This window comes from Drancourtella sp. An12 (assembly GCF_002160935.1).
Taxonomy (GTDB): Bacteria; Bacillota; Clostridia; order Lachnospirales; family Lachnospiraceae; genus Sellimonas; species Sellimonas catena.
Window position 1 is genome coordinate 1 of record NZ_NFLO01000023.1, and the last position, 17,045, is coordinate 17,045.

The 17,045-nt window shown below is 50.5% G+C and carries 25 protein-coding genes; 19 read left to right on the forward strand and 6 right to left on the reverse strand.

The genetic code is table 11. The annotated features are described in order from the left end of the window. Positions 1-174: 174 nt before the first annotated feature. Positions 175-459 carry a type II toxin-antitoxin system RelB/DinJ family antitoxin gene (locus B5E64_RS15215; RefSeq protein ID WP_087169303.1) on the reverse strand — a complete coding sequence of 95 codons (285 nt, stop codon included), beginning with the start codon at positions 457-459 and terminating at the stop codon, positions 175-177. Between the two features lie 73 nt (positions 460-532). Here B5E64_RS15215 and B5E64_RS18095 point away from each other — a divergent pair, with 73 nt between their 5' ends. The 3 genes from B5E64_RS18095 to B5E64_RS15230 all read left to right on the forward strand — a co-directional run bounded on the left by B5E64_RS18095 (position 533) and on the right by B5E64_RS15230 (position 1,714). Continuing rightward, positions 533-769, forward strand: coding sequence for a hypothetical protein (locus B5E64_RS18095; RefSeq protein ID WP_162610204.1), 237 nt, complete (start codon positions 533-535; stop codon positions 767-769). After that, the gene (locus B5E64_RS15225; RefSeq protein ID WP_087169305.1) at positions 753-1,028 is read left to right on the forward strand and encodes a hypothetical protein; all 276 of its coding nucleotides are present in this window, start codon (positions 753-755) and stop codon (positions 1,026-1,028) included. Before B5E64_RS18095 ends, B5E64_RS15225 begins: the two co-directional genes overlap by 17 nt. Before the next feature lie 170 nt (positions 1,029-1,198). Next, on the forward strand, positions 1,199-1,714 hold the full coding sequence (locus B5E64_RS15230; protein WP_087169306.1) for a hypothetical protein: 516 nt from the start codon (positions 1,199-1,201) through the stop codon (positions 1,712-1,714). A gap of 72 nt (positions 1,715-1,786) precedes the next feature. Here the strand turns inward: B5E64_RS15230 and B5E64_RS15235 are convergent, their stop codons facing one another. Then, positions 1,787-2,194, reverse strand: coding sequence for a hypothetical protein (locus B5E64_RS15235; protein ID WP_087169307.1), 408 nt, complete (start codon positions 2,192-2,194; stop codon positions 1,787-1,789). 242 nt (positions 2,195-2,436) lie between these two features. Between B5E64_RS15235 and B5E64_RS15245 the strand changes: the two genes are divergently transcribed. The 7 genes from B5E64_RS15245 (at position 2,437) to B5E64_RS15275 (ending at position 8,297) form a co-directional block, all read left to right on the forward strand. After that, positions 2,437-4,023, forward strand: a complete 1,587-nt coding sequence (locus tag B5E64_RS15245; RefSeq protein WP_087169309.1) for a DUF4942 domain-containing protein — start codon at positions 2,437-2,439, stop codon at positions 4,021-4,023. Then, the gene (locus B5E64_RS15250; RefSeq protein WP_087169310.1) at positions 4,024-4,416 is read left to right on the forward strand and encodes a hypothetical protein; all 393 of its coding nucleotides are present in this window, start codon (positions 4,024-4,026) and stop codon (positions 4,414-4,416) included. It begins immediately after the preceding gene. A 118-nt stretch (positions 4,417-4,534) separates the two neighbouring features. Then, complete coding sequence (locus B5E64_RS15255) at positions 4,535-4,912, forward strand: hypothetical protein (RefSeq protein WP_140398874.1); 378 nt, start codon at positions 4,535-4,537, stop codon at positions 4,910-4,912. Then, the gene (locus B5E64_RS15260) at positions 4,887-5,108 is read left to right on the forward strand and encodes a hypothetical protein (RefSeq protein ID WP_087169312.1); all 222 of its coding nucleotides are present in this window, start codon (positions 4,887-4,889) and stop codon (positions 5,106-5,108) included. Before B5E64_RS15255 ends, B5E64_RS15260 begins: the two co-directional genes overlap by 26 nt. Beyond that, the gene (locus tag B5E64_RS15265) at positions 5,080-5,328 is read left to right on the forward strand and encodes a DUF4314 domain-containing protein (RefSeq protein WP_087169313.1); all 249 of its coding nucleotides are present in this window, start codon (positions 5,080-5,082) and stop codon (positions 5,326-5,328) included. The genes B5E64_RS15260 and B5E64_RS15265 overlap by 29 nt, the downstream gene beginning before the upstream one ends. Before the next feature lie 126 nt (positions 5,329-5,454). Beyond that, a complete protein-coding gene (locus tag B5E64_RS17900) occupies positions 5,455-5,769 on the forward strand; it encodes a hypothetical protein (protein WP_140398875.1) in 315 nt (104 codons plus the stop codon). After that, positions 5,766-8,297 carry a DEAD/DEAH box helicase gene (locus tag B5E64_RS15275; protein ID WP_162610205.1) on the forward strand — a complete coding sequence of 844 codons (2,532 nt, stop codon included), beginning with the start codon at positions 5,766-5,768 and terminating at the stop codon, positions 8,295-8,297. Before B5E64_RS17900 ends, B5E64_RS15275 begins: the two co-directional genes overlap by 4 nt. Positions 8,298-8,552: 255 nt before the next feature. On the opposite strand, the gene B5E64_RS18680 is transcribed toward B5E64_RS15275, so the two are convergent. After that, positions 8,553-8,687, reverse strand: a complete 135-nt coding sequence (locus B5E64_RS18680) for a hypothetical protein (RefSeq protein ID WP_275532830.1) — start codon at positions 8,685-8,687, stop codon at positions 8,553-8,555. 238 nt (positions 8,688-8,925) lie between these two features. Here B5E64_RS18680 and tnpA point away from each other — a divergent pair, with 238 nt between their 5' ends. The 9 genes from tnpA (at position 8,926) to B5E64_RS15315 (ending at position 15,887) form a co-directional block, all read left to right on the forward strand. Then, complete coding sequence (gene tnpA, locus B5E64_RS15280) at positions 8,926-9,318, forward strand: IS200/IS605 family transposase (RefSeq protein ID WP_087169316.1); 393 nt, start codon at positions 8,926-8,928, stop codon at positions 9,316-9,318. Positions 9,319-9,322: 4 nt separating this feature from the next. Then, the gene (locus B5E64_RS15285; RefSeq protein WP_087169317.1) at positions 9,323-10,798 is read left to right on the forward strand and encodes a transposase; all 1,476 of its coding nucleotides are present in this window, start codon (positions 9,323-9,325) and stop codon (positions 10,796-10,798) included. A gap of 328 nt (positions 10,799-11,126) precedes the next feature. Next, positions 11,127-11,597 (forward strand): hypothetical protein, encoded by a 471-nt coding sequence (locus B5E64_RS15290; protein WP_140398876.1) that lies wholly within the window; start codon positions 11,127-11,129, stop codon positions 11,595-11,597. Next, a complete protein-coding gene (locus tag B5E64_RS15295; protein ID WP_204247076.1) occupies positions 11,594-12,994 on the forward strand; it encodes a hypothetical protein in 1,401 nt (466 codons plus the stop codon). Before B5E64_RS15290 ends, B5E64_RS15295 begins: the two co-directional genes overlap by 4 nt. 109 nt (positions 12,995-13,103) lie before the next feature. Then, positions 13,104-13,556 carry a hypothetical protein gene (locus B5E64_RS15300; RefSeq protein ID WP_087169319.1) on the forward strand — a complete coding sequence of 151 codons (453 nt, stop codon included), beginning with the start codon at positions 13,104-13,106 and terminating at the stop codon, positions 13,554-13,556. 26 nt (positions 13,557-13,582) lie between these two features. Next, positions 13,583-13,723: a hypothetical protein gene (locus B5E64_RS17905; RefSeq protein WP_162610206.1), complete on the forward strand. Its 141-nt coding sequence runs from the start codon at positions 13,583-13,585 to the stop codon at positions 13,721-13,723. A 100-nt stretch (positions 13,724-13,823) separates the two neighbouring features. Then, entirely contained in the window at positions 13,824-14,858 is a 1,035-nt protein-coding gene (locus B5E64_RS15305; RefSeq protein WP_087169320.1) for a hypothetical protein, read from the forward strand. Between the two features lie 485 nt (positions 14,859-15,343). Further along, positions 15,344-15,616, forward strand: coding sequence for a type II toxin-antitoxin system RelB/DinJ family antitoxin (locus B5E64_RS15310; protein WP_087169321.1), 273 nt, complete (start codon positions 15,344-15,346; stop codon positions 15,614-15,616). Beyond that, positions 15,609-15,887 (forward strand): type II toxin-antitoxin system YafQ family toxin, encoded by a 279-nt coding sequence (locus B5E64_RS15315; RefSeq protein ID WP_087169322.1) that lies wholly within the window; start codon positions 15,609-15,611, stop codon positions 15,885-15,887. The genes B5E64_RS15310 and B5E64_RS15315 overlap by 8 nt, the downstream gene beginning before the upstream one ends. Before the next feature lie 64 nt (positions 15,888-15,951). Here B5E64_RS15315 and B5E64_RS15320 read toward each other — a convergent pair whose 3' ends face one another. The 3 genes from B5E64_RS15320 to B5E64_RS15325 all read right to left on the reverse strand — a co-directional run bounded on the left by B5E64_RS15320 (position 15,952) and on the right by B5E64_RS15325 (position 16,871). Further along, positions 15,952-16,200 (reverse strand): hypothetical protein, encoded by a 249-nt coding sequence (locus B5E64_RS15320; RefSeq protein ID WP_087169323.1) that lies wholly within the window; start codon positions 16,198-16,200, stop codon positions 15,952-15,954. A 123-nt stretch (positions 16,201-16,323) separates the two neighbouring features. Further along, positions 16,324-16,482 (reverse strand): hypothetical protein, encoded by a 159-nt coding sequence (locus B5E64_RS18225; protein ID WP_182466589.1) that lies wholly within the window; start codon positions 16,480-16,482, stop codon positions 16,324-16,326. A 68-nt stretch (positions 16,483-16,550) separates the two neighbouring features. Continuing rightward, positions 16,551-16,871 (reverse strand): hypothetical protein, encoded by a 321-nt coding sequence (locus B5E64_RS15325; RefSeq protein ID WP_242960252.1) that lies wholly within the window; start codon positions 16,869-16,871, stop codon positions 16,551-16,553. Between the last annotated feature and the right edge of the window lie 174 nt (positions 16,872-17,045).

A 17,045-nucleotide genomic window follows, 5' to 3' on the forward strand; every position in this document is an offset into this window, starting at 1 on the left:
GTGTGCCATCCTTATTATAAGAATGACTTTGATCGCCGACTATCCCTCTTCGAGATCAGTGATCTAAATCTCCGTGGAAGGTGGTCAGATTGACCGTGAGGGATGGTCAGTTTATCTGTAATATACAGGAAGAATATGGCATTCACGATATCCTGACAATATACTTTGTTTTTCTCATTTTTCCAGGTCTGCAAAAAGTTCATCAATGTCTGTGTATCCTTTCACAGACGGGTCTTTTGCAATCGCAATCCTTTCTGCCTCAAGCATGGTGGCGATTGTTTCACTATTCGGTTGGTTTAACGAAATGTCAAAAGGAATCCGGCCCTCCCGGAGCGACTGCCGTACAAAGATATTAAATGCTGTAGAAAGGTTCATTCCGAGTTCGTTGAATAATGCATCTGCCTGTGCTTTGAGGTCTGCGTCCATGCGAATACTAATGTTCGTTGTAGATCCAGCCATGAAATCATCTCCTTTCGTGATTATATTGTATGTCATTTGCACGAAAAATACAATATATGGCACGAAAATTCTTTTGTATGAACGAAAAAAAGTTTTGCGAGAAGAAGCAAAAATGCCCCTGATCTTTGTCAGGAGCATTATCTTGTTAGCCTTGCAGGCAGCGGTTCCCGTGGAACTGCATCCGGAACGAAAATCCCAGGATCAAGTAAAAGATCCACGGCACCAGGAACAGCCCGATGGTGAAGGCAATCCCTTCCCCAAAGGCCCGGGACAGCTGGTAGCAGAACAGTACGTTGCAGACGGTCAGTAACAGCAACACGGCAAAGGCAATGAGGACAGACGAAAATCCGCAGCTCCAGCGCAAAGGGGCTTGGCAGGAAGCCATCCAGAAGCGCCAGTACCAGCCACGCCCAGAAGAACTGGACGGACCATACGGCACGGTAAGCTACATAGGTGCTGTAGTAAGGGATCAAGCACTTCCAGGGCGCAATGCCCATCTTCCGATAAACCTGCCACCTGCCTACCAGCTCCAGGATAATAAAGATGGACATGAATGCCAGAAGCAATAAGATCATGATCGCAGCCATCGTATCCCTCCTTTCTGTTTTCCCACAATATGGCAGTTCCGGGCCTGGAACGAAAACGGATGGAACGCAGGACAGGTTCCGGCCCTGGAACGAAACCGGGACGAATGTTGGATATTGTGGGTGAAAATATTCGAATACAGGAGGAAACAATTATGAACAGACGGGATTGCAAGGTGGAACTTTGCATTTGCTTCGGGGCACTGTCCAAACAGTACCGGTTCAGGGAGGCGGAGAAGGCGCAGCTGAAAACTTTTATCCAGGAGTGGGCGAAAGAGCTGCAGGAGACGGGAGAAGAACCAAAGAGCTTTGCCCTCCAGAAATTTGCGGAAGCGGGCTGGATACCGGGGAATACGAAAATCGGGTACCTGTACCGGGATGCGGACAATTACAAGATCTGGAATACCTGCATTGTGAAAGGCACCCTCACGGAGGCAGAACAAAGGGAGATCCGCAGTTGCTGTGACAGCGGGGAGTACTTTTACCCGCATGAGGTGGGGCTGCCGGAAGAGAAGTACGAAGGCACCGATGCAGACGTGCCGTGGCTGGAACTGGTGGGATTCGAACAGACATCTCAGAAGCCGGATGTGGACCTGACGGCAAAAGAGCTGCTGGAACGGTTCCGGGAGAAGAAAGGCCACTGGGGGATTTTGGAAGAATCAGGCTTCTAGGCTATGCGCCGGACAGAGAAAAAAGGATGCGCTTTTGCACCCTTTTTTTTGTCTGTAAAATTGGCCTGCGGCTTATACATAAGGCTCCGGTCTGGTGAGCCGGGCAATGCGCTTGCTTTCCCGTGTGATGATGACGTCCTCCCTGGCAGCAAGTTCCAGGTAGTCTTCCAGGTGGGCTTCCACTTCTTCCACCGGGATCAGCGTGTAGCAGCGGATGTAATCGTAGGTGTCGATTTCTTCGTCCACTACCTTGTCCACAATCTCCTCGTCCAGGTCATCTTCCTGGCACCAGAGGAATTCCGCCTTGTACCCTTTCTGCTCAAAGAAAAGATCCGGGTCATCGTCCGGAAGAAGCTGGTCTGATGCGGCAATGATGTACTCAATGACAACTTCCCTTGGGGCGGTCGTTTTCAGTACCTCAAATTCCCCTGTCATGCCTCCATACAGTTTGTAAATCTTGTAGCCTTCCCAATTGTACATGTTTGTTTCCTCCTATCATCTTCTTATTTTTTCGTGAGAAATATGGAAGAATTTCAGAAAAACGATATCCGCCGTGAAGCGTTTGCATATCCGGCACCAGGTTCCGTTTTCTTAATTTTGCCTGCAATTCAGACAATATTGGATCCGGTCTGGCGCAGACACCGGTGTCGGCCGAGGGAATGGAAAACCCGGCGGGATGCCATATTGGGGTTGGAAAACAGAAAAAATAGGAGGAAACAAACATGAACAACGAATTTTACCCAACACCAAAAACCTTACTGGACAAAATCTTTGAGGGCGTGGACTGGCGGAAGGTGGAAACCGTCCTGGAACCCTCTGCCGGGGAAGGGGACATGGCGTCCTACATCCGTGAGCAGTACAAGAAATCCTGCTACGGAGGTCCGGACATCGACTGCATTGAGAAAGACCCGACCCTCGCCCACATCCTGAAGGGAGAGGGCTTCCCGGTCATCCACGATGATTTCCTGACATTCCACACCGGGAAGCGGTATGACCTCATTGTCATGAACCCGCCTTTTTCCAACGGGGACGAACATCTTCTGAAAGCGTTAGAGCTGCAGAAAAACGGGGGATATGTCATCTGCATCCTGAATGCGGAAACTATCCGCAACCCGTACACCAATCGGCGGAAGGAGCTGCTTCAGCGTTTGGAGGGGGCTTCCATTACCTACCTTACGGAAGAATTTGTCCAGGCAGAGCGGAAGACCCATGTAGAGATTGCGGTGGTAAAAATGGAGATCCCAAAAGTGCAGAAGGAATCCCGGATCTTTTCGGAGCTGCGTGCCAAACACTATGCAAGGATCCAGGCTGCCCCGGAGGACTGTTCCCCGGCGGTAGCGGACCAGGTGGAAGCCATTGTCCGGCAGTACGAGCTGGAAGTGGAAGCCGGGATTCAGCTGATCCGGGAATATGAAGCCATGCAGCCGTATCTAATGCAAGACGTAAAGGATTGTGCTTATAATATGCCGATCCTGGAAATGAAGATACTGGGACAAAACCTGGAAATCAATGAGTTTGTTCGAGTAGTCCGGAAAAAATACTGGACAGCCTTATTCCAGAACCCACTGATTGTCGGGAACATGACGACCAATCAGTTGGAGGAATACCGGGGGAAGGTAGAAGAACTGTCAGGCTACGATTTCTCTTACTACAATATCAAAACCCTGCAGGAAGAAATGAGCCGAAACCTGGTCAAGGGAATTGAGGAATGTGTTGTGAAACTCTTCGATGAGCTGTCTTACCAGCATTCCTACGACAATGACTTGAGCAAAAACATCCACTACTATAATGGCTGGAAAACCAACAAAAGCTGGATCATCAACAAAAAAGTGATCCTTCCATGGATGCAGGCATGGGATTCCATCTTTAAAACGTACCGTCCAACGATGTATAAAGTCTCAGGAAAGCTGCGGGACATGGAAAAAGCCCTGAACTACCTGTGCGGACGGGAGGAGACAAACACTGTCTCCAGTGCACTGGAGGAAGCAGAGCAGACCGGGCAGACAAAAAAGGTTGCGATGGCATACTTTACCGTCACCTTTTATAAGAAAGGCACCTGCCACTTGGAATTTACAGACCTGGATGCCCTGAAAAAGCTGAACATCTTCGGATCCCAGCAGAAAGGCTGGCTGCCGCCGTCCTACGGAAAGAAACAGTACTGGGACATGGACCCGGAAGAACAGCAGGTCATCCGGGAATTCGAAGGCGAAGCCGGATATCAGGAGACCCTGGCACGGGGAGACTACTTCCTCGGCACGGCCAAACCGACTCTGCCGGCCCTGGGACTGGCATCTGAGGAGGTGGCGTAAATGGAGGGCTGTGTACAGATCGGACAGATCACAAAAGACCCAAAGACCGGAAAGACCAGGATCGAACGGGACTGGTATCGGCAGGGCTGGGTCTTCAAGGATGAGGAGGCGTTCCTCCTGCACCCGGACCAGCCGTGCTACGTGCCGGAACTCTCCGATACGGTTTACACCGGTGATGAGATCAGGAGGCTTTGCAACCACCAGGAGGAACTGGCTAGGGCCTGTTTCGACCTGCTGGACTGGCAGTGCCCGGAGACCCTCATTGAGGAACAGTTCCGGGATCTGGAATGGGGCTGGTGCCCGAAATGCCGGAAGATCGTTTCCTTATGCGGAGAAGAAGGGGACTGCCCGGTGTGCGGAAGCACTCTGGCAGAACCGGATGCGTTGTATTAATGAGAGAGGGAAGTGGCAGAGCCGCTTCCTTTTTTCGTATGCAAAATAGCAGGGATTGGGCGCTTCTGGTATCCTGAAAGCAGAGCCGGACGGAAAAGCCGGGAAAGGAGGAACTTCGATGGAGTTAAGAAAAAGGCGGATGGGAGACCTGCCCGTCCGTGATGAATATGTCTGTGAGCTGACGAAGTTTTTGGATCAGTTCCGGGATGGGAGCTGGATGCCGCTGCGTCATTATATGATTGCTTCGAAACTGGAATTTGCCGACGGTATCCTTCCGATTCGGCTTCCGGGATGCACCGTGGGAGCCGTGTATCTGGACGAGAACCGGACCATCCGGAAGGTGGTCATTGAGGGGAACGCCTACAAGGCATTGTATCCGGAGAATATCAACGAACAGGTTGCTACTTACATAGGGCAATCCATTACCGTGGGGAGGGATGAACATGGCGAAAAATCGGCAGTATCCCATCATGCTGGGAATAAGCCCTGCCGATAAGCAGGCCATTGGCGTCAAGAGCAGTCTCGGATCCGGATACGATTTGTACATCCTGGACGAGGATCTGAAACGTCAGTATGCGCAGCTTCACTTCTGCACGAAGGAATCCATTGACCGGCTAGTGGAACTGCTGCAAGCGATGAAGAAGCTATGGGAGGAGGAAGAAGATGAATATTCCAAGCAGAGAAACAATTGAACAGCTCCGCAGGAACTATCCTAGCGGCACCCGCATTGAACTGGTCCGAATGGGGGACCCGCAGGCACCGCCAATGGGGACGAAAGGAACCGTGAGGGGCGTCGATGATACCGGATCCCTCCTGGTCAGCTGGGACAACGGCAGCAGCCTGAACGTGATCTACGGTGTGGATCTGGTGCGGAAGCTGCCGTCAGACAGTTCCGGCTGCGGGCAGGAATAAGAATGCGGCATTTAAGGAAGGAGGAGCAATCCTCCTTTTTTCGTATGCAAAAATACGGCGTTCCATGGGATTTGGTATGCTGGAACCAGAAGAACGAGAACGGCACCGCCGGAAAGGAGTGTTTGTATGACAACGATGACAATTTACAGAAATTACGGCGTTCCGGCAGCGGAGAAACGGAACGTCTACACTTTTGGGGAACCGCATCCCCAGGCTGTCTGCAGCGACCGCTTGGTGGCAGAAGTCCCGCAGGGATGGGAACTATACGAAAACCAGGCAGGACAGACGATGGTAAAAGCACCATGGGGATGGTGCTATGAGATTAGCCAGGTTCTGCAGGGAAATAAGACGCCATGCTTCTTTGCCCTGGACCGGGAAGGAAATGGGCATCGGGCATACCTGGACGTGATACCAACAGGAAACAAGGAGGAAAAATCGTGAAAGCACAATTTTTCTTTAACGACAACTTAACGGATTCCAAGAAACTGGCCAGGGCATTTCTGGAAACCAGGAACGATGACGACTGGATCGCGAAAGAAGACTGGGGAACCTGGTTTGGGCAGCAGCGGGAAGAAGGGAGGCTTACCCTGGAATTTGGGAAAGCCCAGACAGAGGATGCCTGGAATCGGCACCTGGACACCATCCGGAGCAAAGAACAGGAGCGGCTGGAACAGCAATTCCAAAAAGATTATCCGGGAAAAAAGAACCGGACGAAGCGGAGACAGATCCGGAAGTCAGAAGAGTACCTGGCGGCCTGTGCGGAAAAGATCCTGGAAGCAGTGGAAGAGGAAAACAAGAAGAAAGATCAGCTGCTGGGCGGGCTTGTGGAAACGGCGAAACGGCAGCAGTGGAATAAGGGCCTGGCAGAGGGCTGGAACCAGGTGAAGCTTCACAACCAATCCATTCAGGCCCGAAACCTGAATGCTGTGGAGGCATTCCTTCTGGAACACCGGGAGGAGATCCTTGAGCAATTGAAAGAGGCTGTAGGAACGTGGCTGCGCAGCTATGGGCTGTGGATGATATGGGGCGATAGCTTCTTTGATGACAAAGGATACCTGTTGCCGGGAGATTCCTTTTTTATATATGAGTTTGAGTACGGATACGATGATGTTCCAGTGACGTCGGAAAATCTGGAAGAATTCCTGAGACTTTTGAAGCACCCATTCCGTGCCCAGGGAATCTTTGCAGAGGTCTGGAATGCTGATGGAGATATCCCTGCCGTGGATTTCCTGTTGTCGTTTGTCAGGGAACAGTTTGGCTTTACAGAAGAACTTTTGAAGGACATGAAAGATGATCTTTTGGATATGGCGGTTGAATTTTACAACAACGAGATTGAATACGAAGAAGTTGACGAGTCCTGGATCCTGTCCTGCTTGAAAGAAAATCCGGGTTACAAGTGTCTCCTTAAGGAGAAGTTGGAGCGGGAAGAAAAACGGAACCGGCTGAAAAATGACCTCTTGACTGCCATGCCGGAGCGCTACCCGGATCTGTACCCGGGGGCAAAGGCCATGCACCGGAAGTTTGTCCTGCATATCGGTCCGACCAATTCCGGGAAGACCTATTCGGCCATGGAAGCACTCCGCAAGGCCGGTGAGGGCATCTACCTTGCACCGCTGCGGCTCCTGGCCTTTGAGCAGTTCGAAGCCCTGAACCGGGACGGGTATCCTGCAAGCCTAGTGACAGGGGAGGAGCAGAAGCTGGTGGAAGGTGCCACGATTCAGGCCTCCACAGTGGAAATGATGAACCCGAATGCCTTTTACCGCATTGCGGTCATCGACGAAGCCCAGATGCTGGGGGACCCGGACCGGGGCGGTGCCTGGACAGCAGCCATCCTAGGCCTACGTGCGCCGGAGATCCATGTCTGCCTGGCACCGGAAGCAGAAGGACGGATCCGCAAGCTCATTGAGGAGTGCGGGGATGCTTACGAGATCATCCGGCACAAACGGAGTACCGGCCTTGCCCTGGATCCGGAACCGTTCCGTTTCCCGAAGTCGGTGAAAAAAGGGGATGCCCTGATTGTGTTCAGCAAGCGGAATGTCCATGCCGTCGCCTACGAGCTGCGCAGCCGGGGTGTGAAATGCAGTATCCTGTACGGCAACCTGCCCTACGATGTCCGGCAGTCCGAAGCACGGAAATTTGCGGAAGGCGAAACGGACGTGGTGGTGGCAACGGACGCCATCGGCATGGGCTTGAACCTGCCCATCCGGCGGGTAGTGTTCCTGGAACTGGAAAAATTCGACGGAAAGCGGCGGCGGAGGCTACGTCCGGAAGAAGTGCGGCAGATCGCAGGCCGTGCCGGACGAAAGGGGATTGTGGAACAGGGATTCTATACGGCAGAGGGTCGGGAACGGGAGGTGCAGGAACTGTACGGGAAGCCGGCACACCCTGTGGAGACTGCCATGATCGGATTCCCTTCTTCCCTCCTGGGACTGGAAGGGACGTTTACGGAGATCCTGTCCGAGTGGGAACAGCTGTCCGCCGTGGAAGGGTACCGGCAGGCGGATACGGAAGACCTGAAAGCCCTGGCTTCCCTAGTGGAGCCGCTGACAGAAGACAAGGAATTCGTGTACCGATGCGTTACCATTCCGGTGCGCCCGGGCAGTGAGGAGCAGGGCGTGTGGCTTCAGCTGGTCAAACGGGAACTGGCAGGAGAACCGTTCCAGTGGGAGCCTTACTGCAAGACCTGGCCAGTCCAGGCAAGCAGGAAACTGGACATCCTGGAATCCCGGCACAGGCTCTGTGATATGTGCTATGCCTTCGCCGTCCGGTTTGGCCACCTGGATGCGGTAGAACCGGTCCTGGAATACAAGGCCGGCCTTTCCGAAGCCATCCGGGAGGAATTGTCTTCCCATGGCCTGACACCAAAACGATGCCGGAATTGCGGGAAAGTGCTGCGGTGGAACTACCCATACGGGTTGTGCCAGGACTGCTACGGGCAGCGGAGCTGGAACTGGGAACGGTACTGGTAGGACAGGAATTTCCTTTCCCTGAAAAAGATGCCGTTTGGGTTTTCTGGATATGCACAGGAAGAGGGAGGGCAATCCTCCTTCCTGTGGATTTCGTCAATCCGGCACCAGATTCCGTTTTTGCAATTTTGCATACAATTCATACAATTAAAAGCTGCGTTTGTGAGTAGTGCCAATCCGCAGGGAGCCAAACCCTCAAGCAGGCTGCCGGGCTGTTCTGCTTGAAGGCAGGTTTACAAGAAGAAGAGGGGAGTATTCTCATGCCAGCTCCTGGTCTACAGCCCGGAAGGTAGGTGCAGGCATATACTGTTGGGATTCCAAAGGCACTTGTCCTTCTTGAATCTCCATTGCTTCCAGCAAACCGGAAAGAGTATTCTCAAAGATTTTGTCCATGTATTTGTTCCTCCTTCGCCAAACCCAGTGAATATTGTGAAAGTTTTCCTGACAAGATTACAATAACCAAGCGGGAAAGCTGCCACTGGTAACAGTGTGCAGATGAAAGCGTATCCATAACAAAAAAACTGAGTGAAAAAGCAAAATTGGGAAAAGCAAAAGACCGAACATTTGTTTGCATTTTTCTATATTTTGCACTATAATAGAATTATAATATAAATCTAATGGAGATTATCTTATGGCAAAATATTATAGGACACCACACCTGGTTTATGACTGTAAATACCATGTCATATTCTGTCCCAAGTACAGGAGAAAAATCCTCGTAAACGGGCTGGAGGAACTAGTGAAGTCGTTATTTTTAAAGATTGCAGAACAAAAAGATTTCCAGATCATTGAGATGGAAGTTATGCCGGATCATGTCCATTTGCTAATATCCTGCAACCCACGTTTCGGTATCATGAATTGCGTTCGGGCATTAAAACGGTATTCTGCTGCGCCCATGCGGGAGTTTGATCCATCGTTGGAGCACCGCCTTCCCAGTATATGGACCAGGAGCGCATTTATTGCAACGGTCGGATCAGTTTCGCTGGAAACGGTAAAGGCATACATTGAGTCACAGAAGGAGTAGTAAAATGTCACGTAGTAAAACAGATAGTTTTGTACTTGAGTTAAAATTAAAGACTTCGTCGGCAGATAACGCACACCTGGAAAAGTGTTTTTCTATAGGCTGCAGAATCTATAATACTATAGTCCGGCATTGCCGCAGACAGATTGCTTCCCTTCGGCAAGACAAGACCTACCGGAAATTGTTGGCAGAATACCGTTCCCTGCAAAATGGGGCGGGGCGAAATGCAGTATCAAAACAGTTAAATGCTATCGTTGCTTCCTATGGGCTGACAGAATACAGTCTCCATTCCTTTGTAGCGGTACAGCAGAATAAGTTTAAGAAATATATCAACAGCCAGGTAGCACAGAAGATCGCTTCTTCTGTCTGGAAAGGGGTTGAAAAGGTCTTATATGGGAATGGGAAGTACCTGCATTTCCGAAAATATACTGAGTTTGTTTCCCTGGAGGGAAAGAGTAACAGTACAGGGTTTATTTTCCGGGGCGGCGTATTAAAAATGAATAACCGGTCCATCCATGTATCACGCCATAAAAGGGACGGATCCGCTGCCCGGCAATACGAAACAGAGGCACTTAAGCATCGAGTAAAATATTGTCGTATTGTGCGTAAACCCCTCGGTTCTTCCTGGCATTATTATGTTCAGTTAGTCCTGGAAGGAACAGTACCTGACAAACACAGCATTGGAAGCGGCAGCGCCGGTTTGGATATCGGGACTTCCACAGCAGCTGTGGTAACGGAACGAGAATGTATCCTCACGGTACTCGGGGATAACGTCGAAAACATGGAAAAAGAACAGCGCCGCTTGCTTCGAAAAATGGACCGATCTCGCAGGGCCATGAATCCGCAAAACTATAACCCTGATGGCACAGTAAAAAGAGGCCGGAAAAAGTGGGTCAACAGCGGCCATTATCACAGGATGCGGATGGAATACGCCTCTCTCTGCCGGAAACGGGCCGCAGCCCTGAAGCAGTGGCAGGAGAAGATGGCAAACCGGATCATAAGTCAATGCGATACGTTGTATGTGGAGAAGATAAATTTCAAAGCTCTGCAAAAGAGGGCAAAAAAGTCAGTAGTTAAGGAAAACGGGAAACATACCAGGAGGAAGCGGTTTGGCAAAAGCCTGCAGACACGGGCACCTGCCAAGTTCTGCAGTATTTTAAAACGAAAACTGATAGCCATGGGCGGCAGGTATCTGGAAGTAGATACCAACTCCTTCCGGGCCAGCCAGTACAACCATGTAACGGATACCTATACAAAGAAAAAACTCTCCAGACGCCACAACATCATAAATGGCCGGTGGGTTCAGAGAGACTTATATTCCGCTTTCCTTTTAAGCAATAGCGCCAAAGACCTGGCTCACGCAGACCGTGAGCGTTGTATAAAAACATATGATCAATTTGTTAAAAACCACGATGCCTGCATCGAACAAATCCGTAACACGAAAACAAAAATACCACGCAGTTTTGGGTTCCAGGCTGCATAAATAAATGGGACTCCGGGCCCGGCTGAGTCCGATGCCGCAAATGGTGCCAACAGGCGCCTTGGCAAAAAAACAATTCCTGATAAAAACAGAAAACTATAACAAAAGGAATGTCTTTTCGCAAGGGAAACGGTGGCTTCCAAAGGACCTGCCAATTCCTGAAAAGGCATTGCCTAAGTGATGTGATTATGTTTTGGGAACCTCCCACTGGTAACAGTGTGGAGAGCAGTCAGAAAAAGAAAGGAGGAGCAATCCTCCTTTTTCGTATGCAAAAATAAGGTCTCCCGGAGAACCTTGTATGCTGTTCTCAAAACGGAAAGGAGCTTTTTTTATGGACAACACAACGGAATTCTTATATAACCTCATTAACCCCAGCGACCCTTATACCTTCCGGGCAGAAGACCAGGAGACCGCTGCTCTTGCCGTGTTCTGTCTGGGACCGGCCTACGGCGCAGAGAACCTGTCAGGGACGGGCAGTGGGGACGTCCCGGTGCTTTTGTTTTCTGACCCGAAAGTGTGGTATCAGGAGCAGTTCGGGCGGACGCCGGACGAGGGGCTGGAAGCGAAAAAGCCTGCAGTGATTCGGGCGCTGAAATCCTTTATCCTGGGGAACGAGCGGGACAGGAAACGGTACGAGGCCGCCATGGCCTGCATCAGAGAACCGGAACGGCGGGAAGTCTTTGTAAGGGAATGGCGGGACGGACGTACCTCCATGAATAACATCGGCTTGCGTGCCGAAAAGATGGCAGAGGCACTGGAAAAGCAGAGGGAGGATCAGGAGGAGAAAGGAGCGTCATCATGACATTGAATTGGAAACACTGGCTGGGAGAGAGCAAAAAAGAAAAACCGGGAACATCACTGACTCCTGAAGAGATTGCTGCCCTGCTGCAGATCACACCGGAAGCCCTGAAGGAGTTCGAAGCGGCATACCGGATGGAAGCACTGGATACGGTGTCCGACAACTTCTTTGAAGTCAACGCCCGGCAGGCAAAAGACCAGATGTCCAAAGAGAGCAGGCTTCCGGAGAATCTGATCTTCCGGATTGGCCAGGAACTGTTGGAGAGCACCCACCAGATCCTGGAATATGACGGGGAACACCTTGCCGTGTTTGCACCGGAAGCGGAAAGCCAGCCGGTGGAACGGGAAGAACTGATGGCATTTCCAGAGCTGGACCGTCCCCAGTTGACCGGGCGGTACTGCTGCAGGGATATCCCGGAGGACAGCTATCCGGAACTGCTGTGTCTTTGGAAGCGTTACCAGGAAACTGGGAACCGGGCGTTCTACCACCAGTTCCGGCAGGGGCTGGATATCCTGGATGTGGACCCGGTACTGTACCGGATGATCGGTACTAATCCGAATTCCATGGGCTTCTGGTTCCCTTCACTGGTACGTGCTGTTATGGGTACCCGTTTCTTCCGGATCCCCCAGACCATCATCGCCCGGATCCCGGAGACCCTGCTGCAGATGACCCGTCTGGACTACGGCACCCTGACGCCGGCAACCCTGCAGGTTGTGGACCGGTACTGCCAGAAGGTGTTCCGTCTGGATCCGAACCGGGAATATTTCGTCAAGACAGGCACCTACTCCTCCAAGTTCGACTTCCGCAATACCCATGTCCACGGTGCAAAGGAAGTGGCAGAGCTGGGGGAATACCTGCTGTTTATTCATCACCAGGCACTGCAGATGGCGTCACCCCTGGCCCAGCCATGTATTTACGGCGTGTCCACGACCAACGAATGGGTAGTCCGGGAGTTTATTCCGGACAAGGAAGGAAATCCCTGCATCTACAAAGGACTGCCGCTCCATACAGAATATCGGGTATTTGTGGATTGCGATGCGGACGAGGTGCTGGGGATTGTCCCGTACTGGGACCCAGACACGATGAAGCACCGGTTTGGCCATTCGGAAGATTCCGACAGCCTCCACCAGAAGCACGATTACGTTATTTATCAGATGCACGAGCGGACACTGATGGAACGGTACCACAAGCACAAAGAACGGGTAGCAGCAGAAGTAGAAGCGATCCTCCCGGACATCCAGCTGCCTGGACAGTGGAGCATCGACATTATGCAGAACGGGGAGGACTTCTGGATCATCGACATGGCGCTGGCGGAAAATTCCGCATTTGCAGACTGTATCCCGGAAGGGAAGCGGAGTCCGCTGGAAGAAAACTGGATCCCGAAACTTCCACCAAAATAGCCTTGAAATAAGGGCGTTGCAGTTGGTGCAACAGCCGGGGAATAAGAAAATTCTCGTTGTTCTGCCATATTTCTTACGAAAATATCAAGAACATAGGAGGTAACAACAAATGTATAGCTGGTCAGGAATGAAAAAGATCAATCTGGAGGCTGCGAAGGAATATTACAAAACCGAAAATGGGCCGATTGTATTTTTGCTGTATGATGACGGCACCGAAGCAGAGGCCACAAGCATAGCGGGCATCCTCTACCACGGTGAACACGGCGGCGAATTTGGCATCGAAAAGAAGAAATCCAGGATCGAGCTGATTTTTAACGACTGCCTGTTTAACGACGGCTGGGCAGAAGCATACAAGGTCACTTTGACCATGTATGATGCACCGGAAGCAACACAGATCCGGGAACAGCTGCAGGAGATTGCTAACGGTTTCTGGGAGGAGCAGGAGTGTTCGGAAGACGGCATCCGGAAGATCCTCCGGGAATACCAGAAATCCCTGGACTTTGAGTACGAAATCCAGAGCATCCCAACCGTATGCTTTGGGGATCAGAAGTTCACAGACTGATCGGGAAAGAGACATCGTCATGTGCGGTGTCTTTTTTTGTGTGCAGCAGGATGGCATCCAGCCCGGAACTGCGATATAATGGGGCTGTATATCATACGGAACACCTGCGGGAAAAGCGGAGTCTGGAATCGCTGGAAAAACTCGGCATTCCGAAGGATTCCGTATAACATATAATTGGAATTTTCTTTTGCAGAGTGATTGGAAATCTTTTGCTGCCGGAAATGGCATATTAAAACTGAAGTTTTAAGAACACAGGAGGAACACAAAATGATCAGAGAAACAGTTGGAAACATCATCACAGCAAAGGAGAGTATCCTGGTATTCCGGGGCAGGAAAGAACAGATCTTTTCCGGAAGCGTTGGAAAGCAGGTGCGGGATCTCCTGGTGGATCCGGTCATGATCCAGAGTATCCAGGAGGCGGCAGAGGAGGCAAAACTCCCGTTTTATCTCTTCGAAGCGAAAAACGGAAACTGGCTGGCAGCAGTGTTCGCGAGAGATACAGAGACACTGAGAGCAGCTTTGGAAGCCATCTGCCGTCTTGCCCACAACCGTTCCCTTGCCATTCCGGGATATCTTGGGAAGGACTGGGACGAGACATTTTCTGTCATCCTGGAAGTCTTCCGGGACTACCGGAGTGATGTGACAATTTATTACACAAAGGAAAATGCGGAACGCTTAAGAGGGGAATATAGAAATCAGGAGCAGGTTGTTGCTGACCGGGATGCGGGAGGTTTTTATCTTCTCCGCCCGTGGCATGGATTTCCGGCCATGACCAACACCCTCGACATCGTGCATTGGTTTGGCGCAGCCTTTGGATACGGTGCGGAGCCGGAGGACGCCTCTAACCAGGAGGACGCTTGTGTTCTCCTCCAAAAGGATGCTGTTGTGGATGCCTGCAAAGCCCTGGTGGACAGCCTGGATCCGGCAGCATTACAGGAGCAGAAAAGCTGGCTGGAAGAACAGGTCGCAGTGCTTACGCCGTCCTGTACTGATGAAATACCAGACGGGATCCTGAATATCCTGGACGCTGTGGAAGAGCTGGCAGGCCTGTTTGGCAAAGACCTGAAGGCAGAACCGGAAAAGGAGCTGGGGGAACACACGGAAGAAGTCACCGAGTGGTGTCCGCATTGCGAGACAGAGGTCACTCTGCAGTGGGACATCGCAAGGGACGGATACAAGGCCTTCTGCCCATACTGCGGGAATCGCCTCATGCTGTGTGCCTACTGCCCGAGGGTAGAACAGTGTGACTACGACGAGGACACGGATACCTGTTACTACAATCGGGAGAAACAAGAAGACTGATCGGAGGGAAGAGGAGTGCAGTGTATGCGCTCCTTTTCGTTATGTTAAAATTAATTTCGATGTTAATATATCGGTTAAATATTAGAAATTTAAAATTCGGAACCAGGGGCCGAAAATGCAACAGAAGACCGGCTATCCTGTACCACGACAGACGGCCGGTCCTCTGCAGATTAAGAAAAGAGATTAATATGAGAAACTTCGTTCCCGCCGCCTATTCGCACTGCGGAGGGAATGGGGCAGCCGTGAGGGTTTCCGATGGTCTTCGGCTGCCATCCTTAATATGGAAGATCGGGAGAACGGAAGGAATTCCTCTGTTTTTCGCTTCCTGTCACTTCACAAGCCGGCATATTTCTGTTTCGGGTAGCAGCTGTTTCAATCTGAAAAAGGGAAAAAACAACGTACTACATTTGCAAAGCACTTGTAAAATTAATGTTTTTCGCATATAATGATGTTATAAGATACTGGAAAGAAAGGAGTGCATTTGAATGGCTGCAAAGAAAGAAAACATGACTTTACGGATGGAGCCAGAGTTAAAAGCACAGGCGGCGGCTCTTTTCAAATCTCTTGGAATGGACTTAAGTACAGCAACGGGTATCTTCTATAGACAGGCACTTAGGTACCATGGCTTGCCTTTTGAAGTAAAACTCGATGAGCCGAATGAAACTACCTATGAAGCTATGGCAGCGGCAGAGAAGGACGAGGAAATGTACGGCCCGTTTGACAGCGTTGCGGATATGATGGAGGCGTTAAATGCTTAAGCTGGAATTTACAGGACAGTTTAAACGTGATTACAAACTTGCTTTGAAACGGGGCTGCGATCCGAAAAAGTTGGAAGAAGTTGTAGAAATTTTGTGTCGAGAAGAACCTTTGCCACTTTCGTATCGGGATCATGCTCTTACAAATTCAAGGAATTATAAAGATATGAGGGAGTGCCATATTGAACCTGATTGGCTGCTGGTTTATAAGGTCGTACAAGATGTGCTTGTTTTGAAACTGATCCGTACTGGCTCTCATAGTGATTTATTTTAAGCTGAAACAGAGGATATGCGAAAAGCAGTCTGTGCAACAGGCTGCTTTTTTGCGTGCAAATAGCTCAAAGGCTGATAATATAGTTGACATTGTTTCCGTCCGGTTCCACACGAAATCCCTTGTTCGCAAACCGGTCCGCAACGTCCTTTTGGAACGTGACTGCCTTTCCCGTTGACACGATCTCATTGTAGCAGTCGGTCATTGCTACGATCGTCTGGTGCGACAGGCAGGTTAAGGTTTTCCCATCGCAAAATTTCTCCAGGTATCTTTTGAAAGACAAAAGCTTCCTTGTCTGTGTCTTATTAAACTCCATGATTGTTTCTCCTTCTTAACTACGTCACTTCTGATAGATACAGGATACCATATCCCCATAGCAGACCCAGATTTGTCTACGTTCCGATACAGACAATCCCGACATAATGCCGGGAAAGTCTGATTATTTTAAATTTTCAAAAAGTTCATCCGTCGTATACTCGTCATCGATCGGTACGCCGTACTCATCAAGAAAAATAATGCCGTAATTGGCAAGCTGGCATTTTGCTACGCTTTGGTCATATTTGCTCCATGTGCCATTCACTTCTTTTGATGTCTTCATGCTTTCGTCCCCCTTTTTTAATAATAATGCACGATGAATGTCTCGCTTAAAGCATTCCCGGCTGAAAATTAAGCAATGCCCAGCCAGTCCAGAAACTCGGTGTTGACGTTTTCCCAGTCCGGCGGGATCAGTGCGTTATACCCGCACACCTGACGCAGATGGTACAGATGGGAACGGAGGGAGGCAACGCTGCACCAGACGGATGCCTTGCCACCGGATCCGGCAATCGGAATGCTGTAAACCGTCCCGCCATACTCCCACAAGTCCCAGCTCCACGAACGGGCAACAAACACACCACGTTCCGTAATCTCACGGGCTTTCTCCGCCCAGATTCCACTTAGTTTTTCAAAATCATAAGTATTTCCGATCTGATTGTCTTTCGTTTGCATCGTATCCCTCCTTCTGTAAACAGCATACCACAAGCCTTTTCTCCGTCCGAAGTTGCCTACGTGAAAAGCGGTATGTCCAGCCTACAGGCAAAAAAGATGCTGCCTATGGACACACGCCACAGGCAGCAAAGGAGTGAAATATATGGAAAACACGGGGCGGATCCCCAAGAAGTT

What these genes read in the sequence shown, in the direction of transcription:
- B5E64_RS15325 (WP_242960252.1), bottom strand. Translation starts at nt 16,871, where the DNA reads ATGCAAACGAAAGACAATCAGATCGGAAATACTTATGATTTTGAAAAA.
- B5E64_RS15245 (WP_087169309.1), top strand. Translation starts at nt 2,437, where the DNA reads ATGAACAACGAATTTTACCCAACACCAAAAACCTTACTGGACAAAATC.
- B5E64_RS15250 (WP_087169310.1), top strand. Translation starts at nt 4,024, where the DNA reads ATGGAGGGCTGTGTACAGATCGGACAGATCACAAAAGACCCAAAGACC.
- B5E64_RS15215 (WP_087169303.1), bottom strand. Translation starts at nt 459, where the DNA reads ATGGCTGGATCTACAACGAACATTAGTATTCGCATGGACGCAGACCTC.
- B5E64_RS15285 (WP_087169317.1), top strand. Translation starts at nt 9,323, where the DNA reads ATGTCACGTAGTAAAACAGATAGTTTTGTACTTGAGTTAAAATTAAAG.
- B5E64_RS15260 (WP_087169312.1), top strand. Translation starts at nt 4,887, where the DNA reads ATGCTGGGAATAAGCCCTGCCGATAAGCAGGCCATTGGCGTCAAGAGC.
- B5E64_RS15310 (WP_087169321.1), top strand. Translation starts at nt 15,344, where the DNA reads ATGGCTGCAAAGAAAGAAAACATGACTTTACGGATGGAGCCAGAGTTA.
- B5E64_RS18680 (WP_275532830.1), bottom strand. Translation starts at nt 8,687, where the DNA reads ATGGACAAAATCTTTGAGAATACTCTTTCCGGTTTGCTGGAAGCAATG.
- B5E64_RS15320 (WP_087169323.1), bottom strand. Translation starts at nt 16,200, where the DNA reads ATGGAGTTTAATAAGACACAGACAAGGAAGCTTTTGTCTTTCAAAAGA.
- B5E64_RS15230 (WP_087169306.1), top strand. Translation starts at nt 1,199, where the DNA reads ATGAACAGACGGGATTGCAAGGTGGAACTTTGCATTTGCTTCGGGGCA.
- B5E64_RS17900 (WP_140398875.1), top strand. Translation starts at nt 5,455, where the DNA reads ATGACAACGATGACAATTTACAGAAATTACGGCGTTCCGGCAGCGGAG.
- B5E64_RS15265 (WP_087169313.1), top strand. Translation starts at nt 5,080, where the DNA reads ATGAATATTCCAAGCAGAGAAACAATTGAACAGCTCCGCAGGAACTAT.
- B5E64_RS18225 (WP_182466589.1), bottom strand. Translation starts at nt 16,482, where the DNA reads ATGAAGACATCAAAAGAAGTGAATGGCACATGGAGCAAATATGACCAA.
- B5E64_RS15315 (WP_087169322.1), top strand. Translation starts at nt 15,609, where the DNA reads ATGCTTAAGCTGGAATTTACAGGACAGTTTAAACGTGATTACAAACTT.
- B5E64_RS15305 (WP_087169320.1), top strand. Translation starts at nt 13,824, where the DNA reads ATGATCAGAGAAACAGTTGGAAACATCATCACAGCAAAGGAGAGTATC.
- B5E64_RS15255 (WP_140398874.1), top strand. Translation starts at nt 4,535, where the DNA reads ATGGAGTTAAGAAAAAGGCGGATGGGAGACCTGCCCGTCCGTGATGAA.
- B5E64_RS15235 (WP_087169307.1), bottom strand. Translation starts at nt 2,194, where the DNA reads ATGTACAATTGGGAAGGCTACAAGATTTACAAACTGTATGGAGGCATG.
- B5E64_RS15300 (WP_087169319.1), top strand. Translation starts at nt 13,104, where the DNA reads ATGTATAGCTGGTCAGGAATGAAAAAGATCAATCTGGAGGCTGCGAAG.
- B5E64_RS15295 (WP_204247076.1), top strand. Translation starts at nt 11,594, where the DNA reads ATGACATTGAATTGGAAACACTGGCTGGGAGAGAGCAAAAAAGAAAAA.
- tnpA (WP_087169316.1), top strand. Translation starts at nt 8,926, where the DNA reads ATGGCAAAATATTATAGGACACCACACCTGGTTTATGACTGTAAATAC.
- B5E64_RS15290 (WP_140398876.1), top strand. Translation starts at nt 11,127, where the DNA reads ATGGACAACACAACGGAATTCTTATATAACCTCATTAACCCCAGCGAC.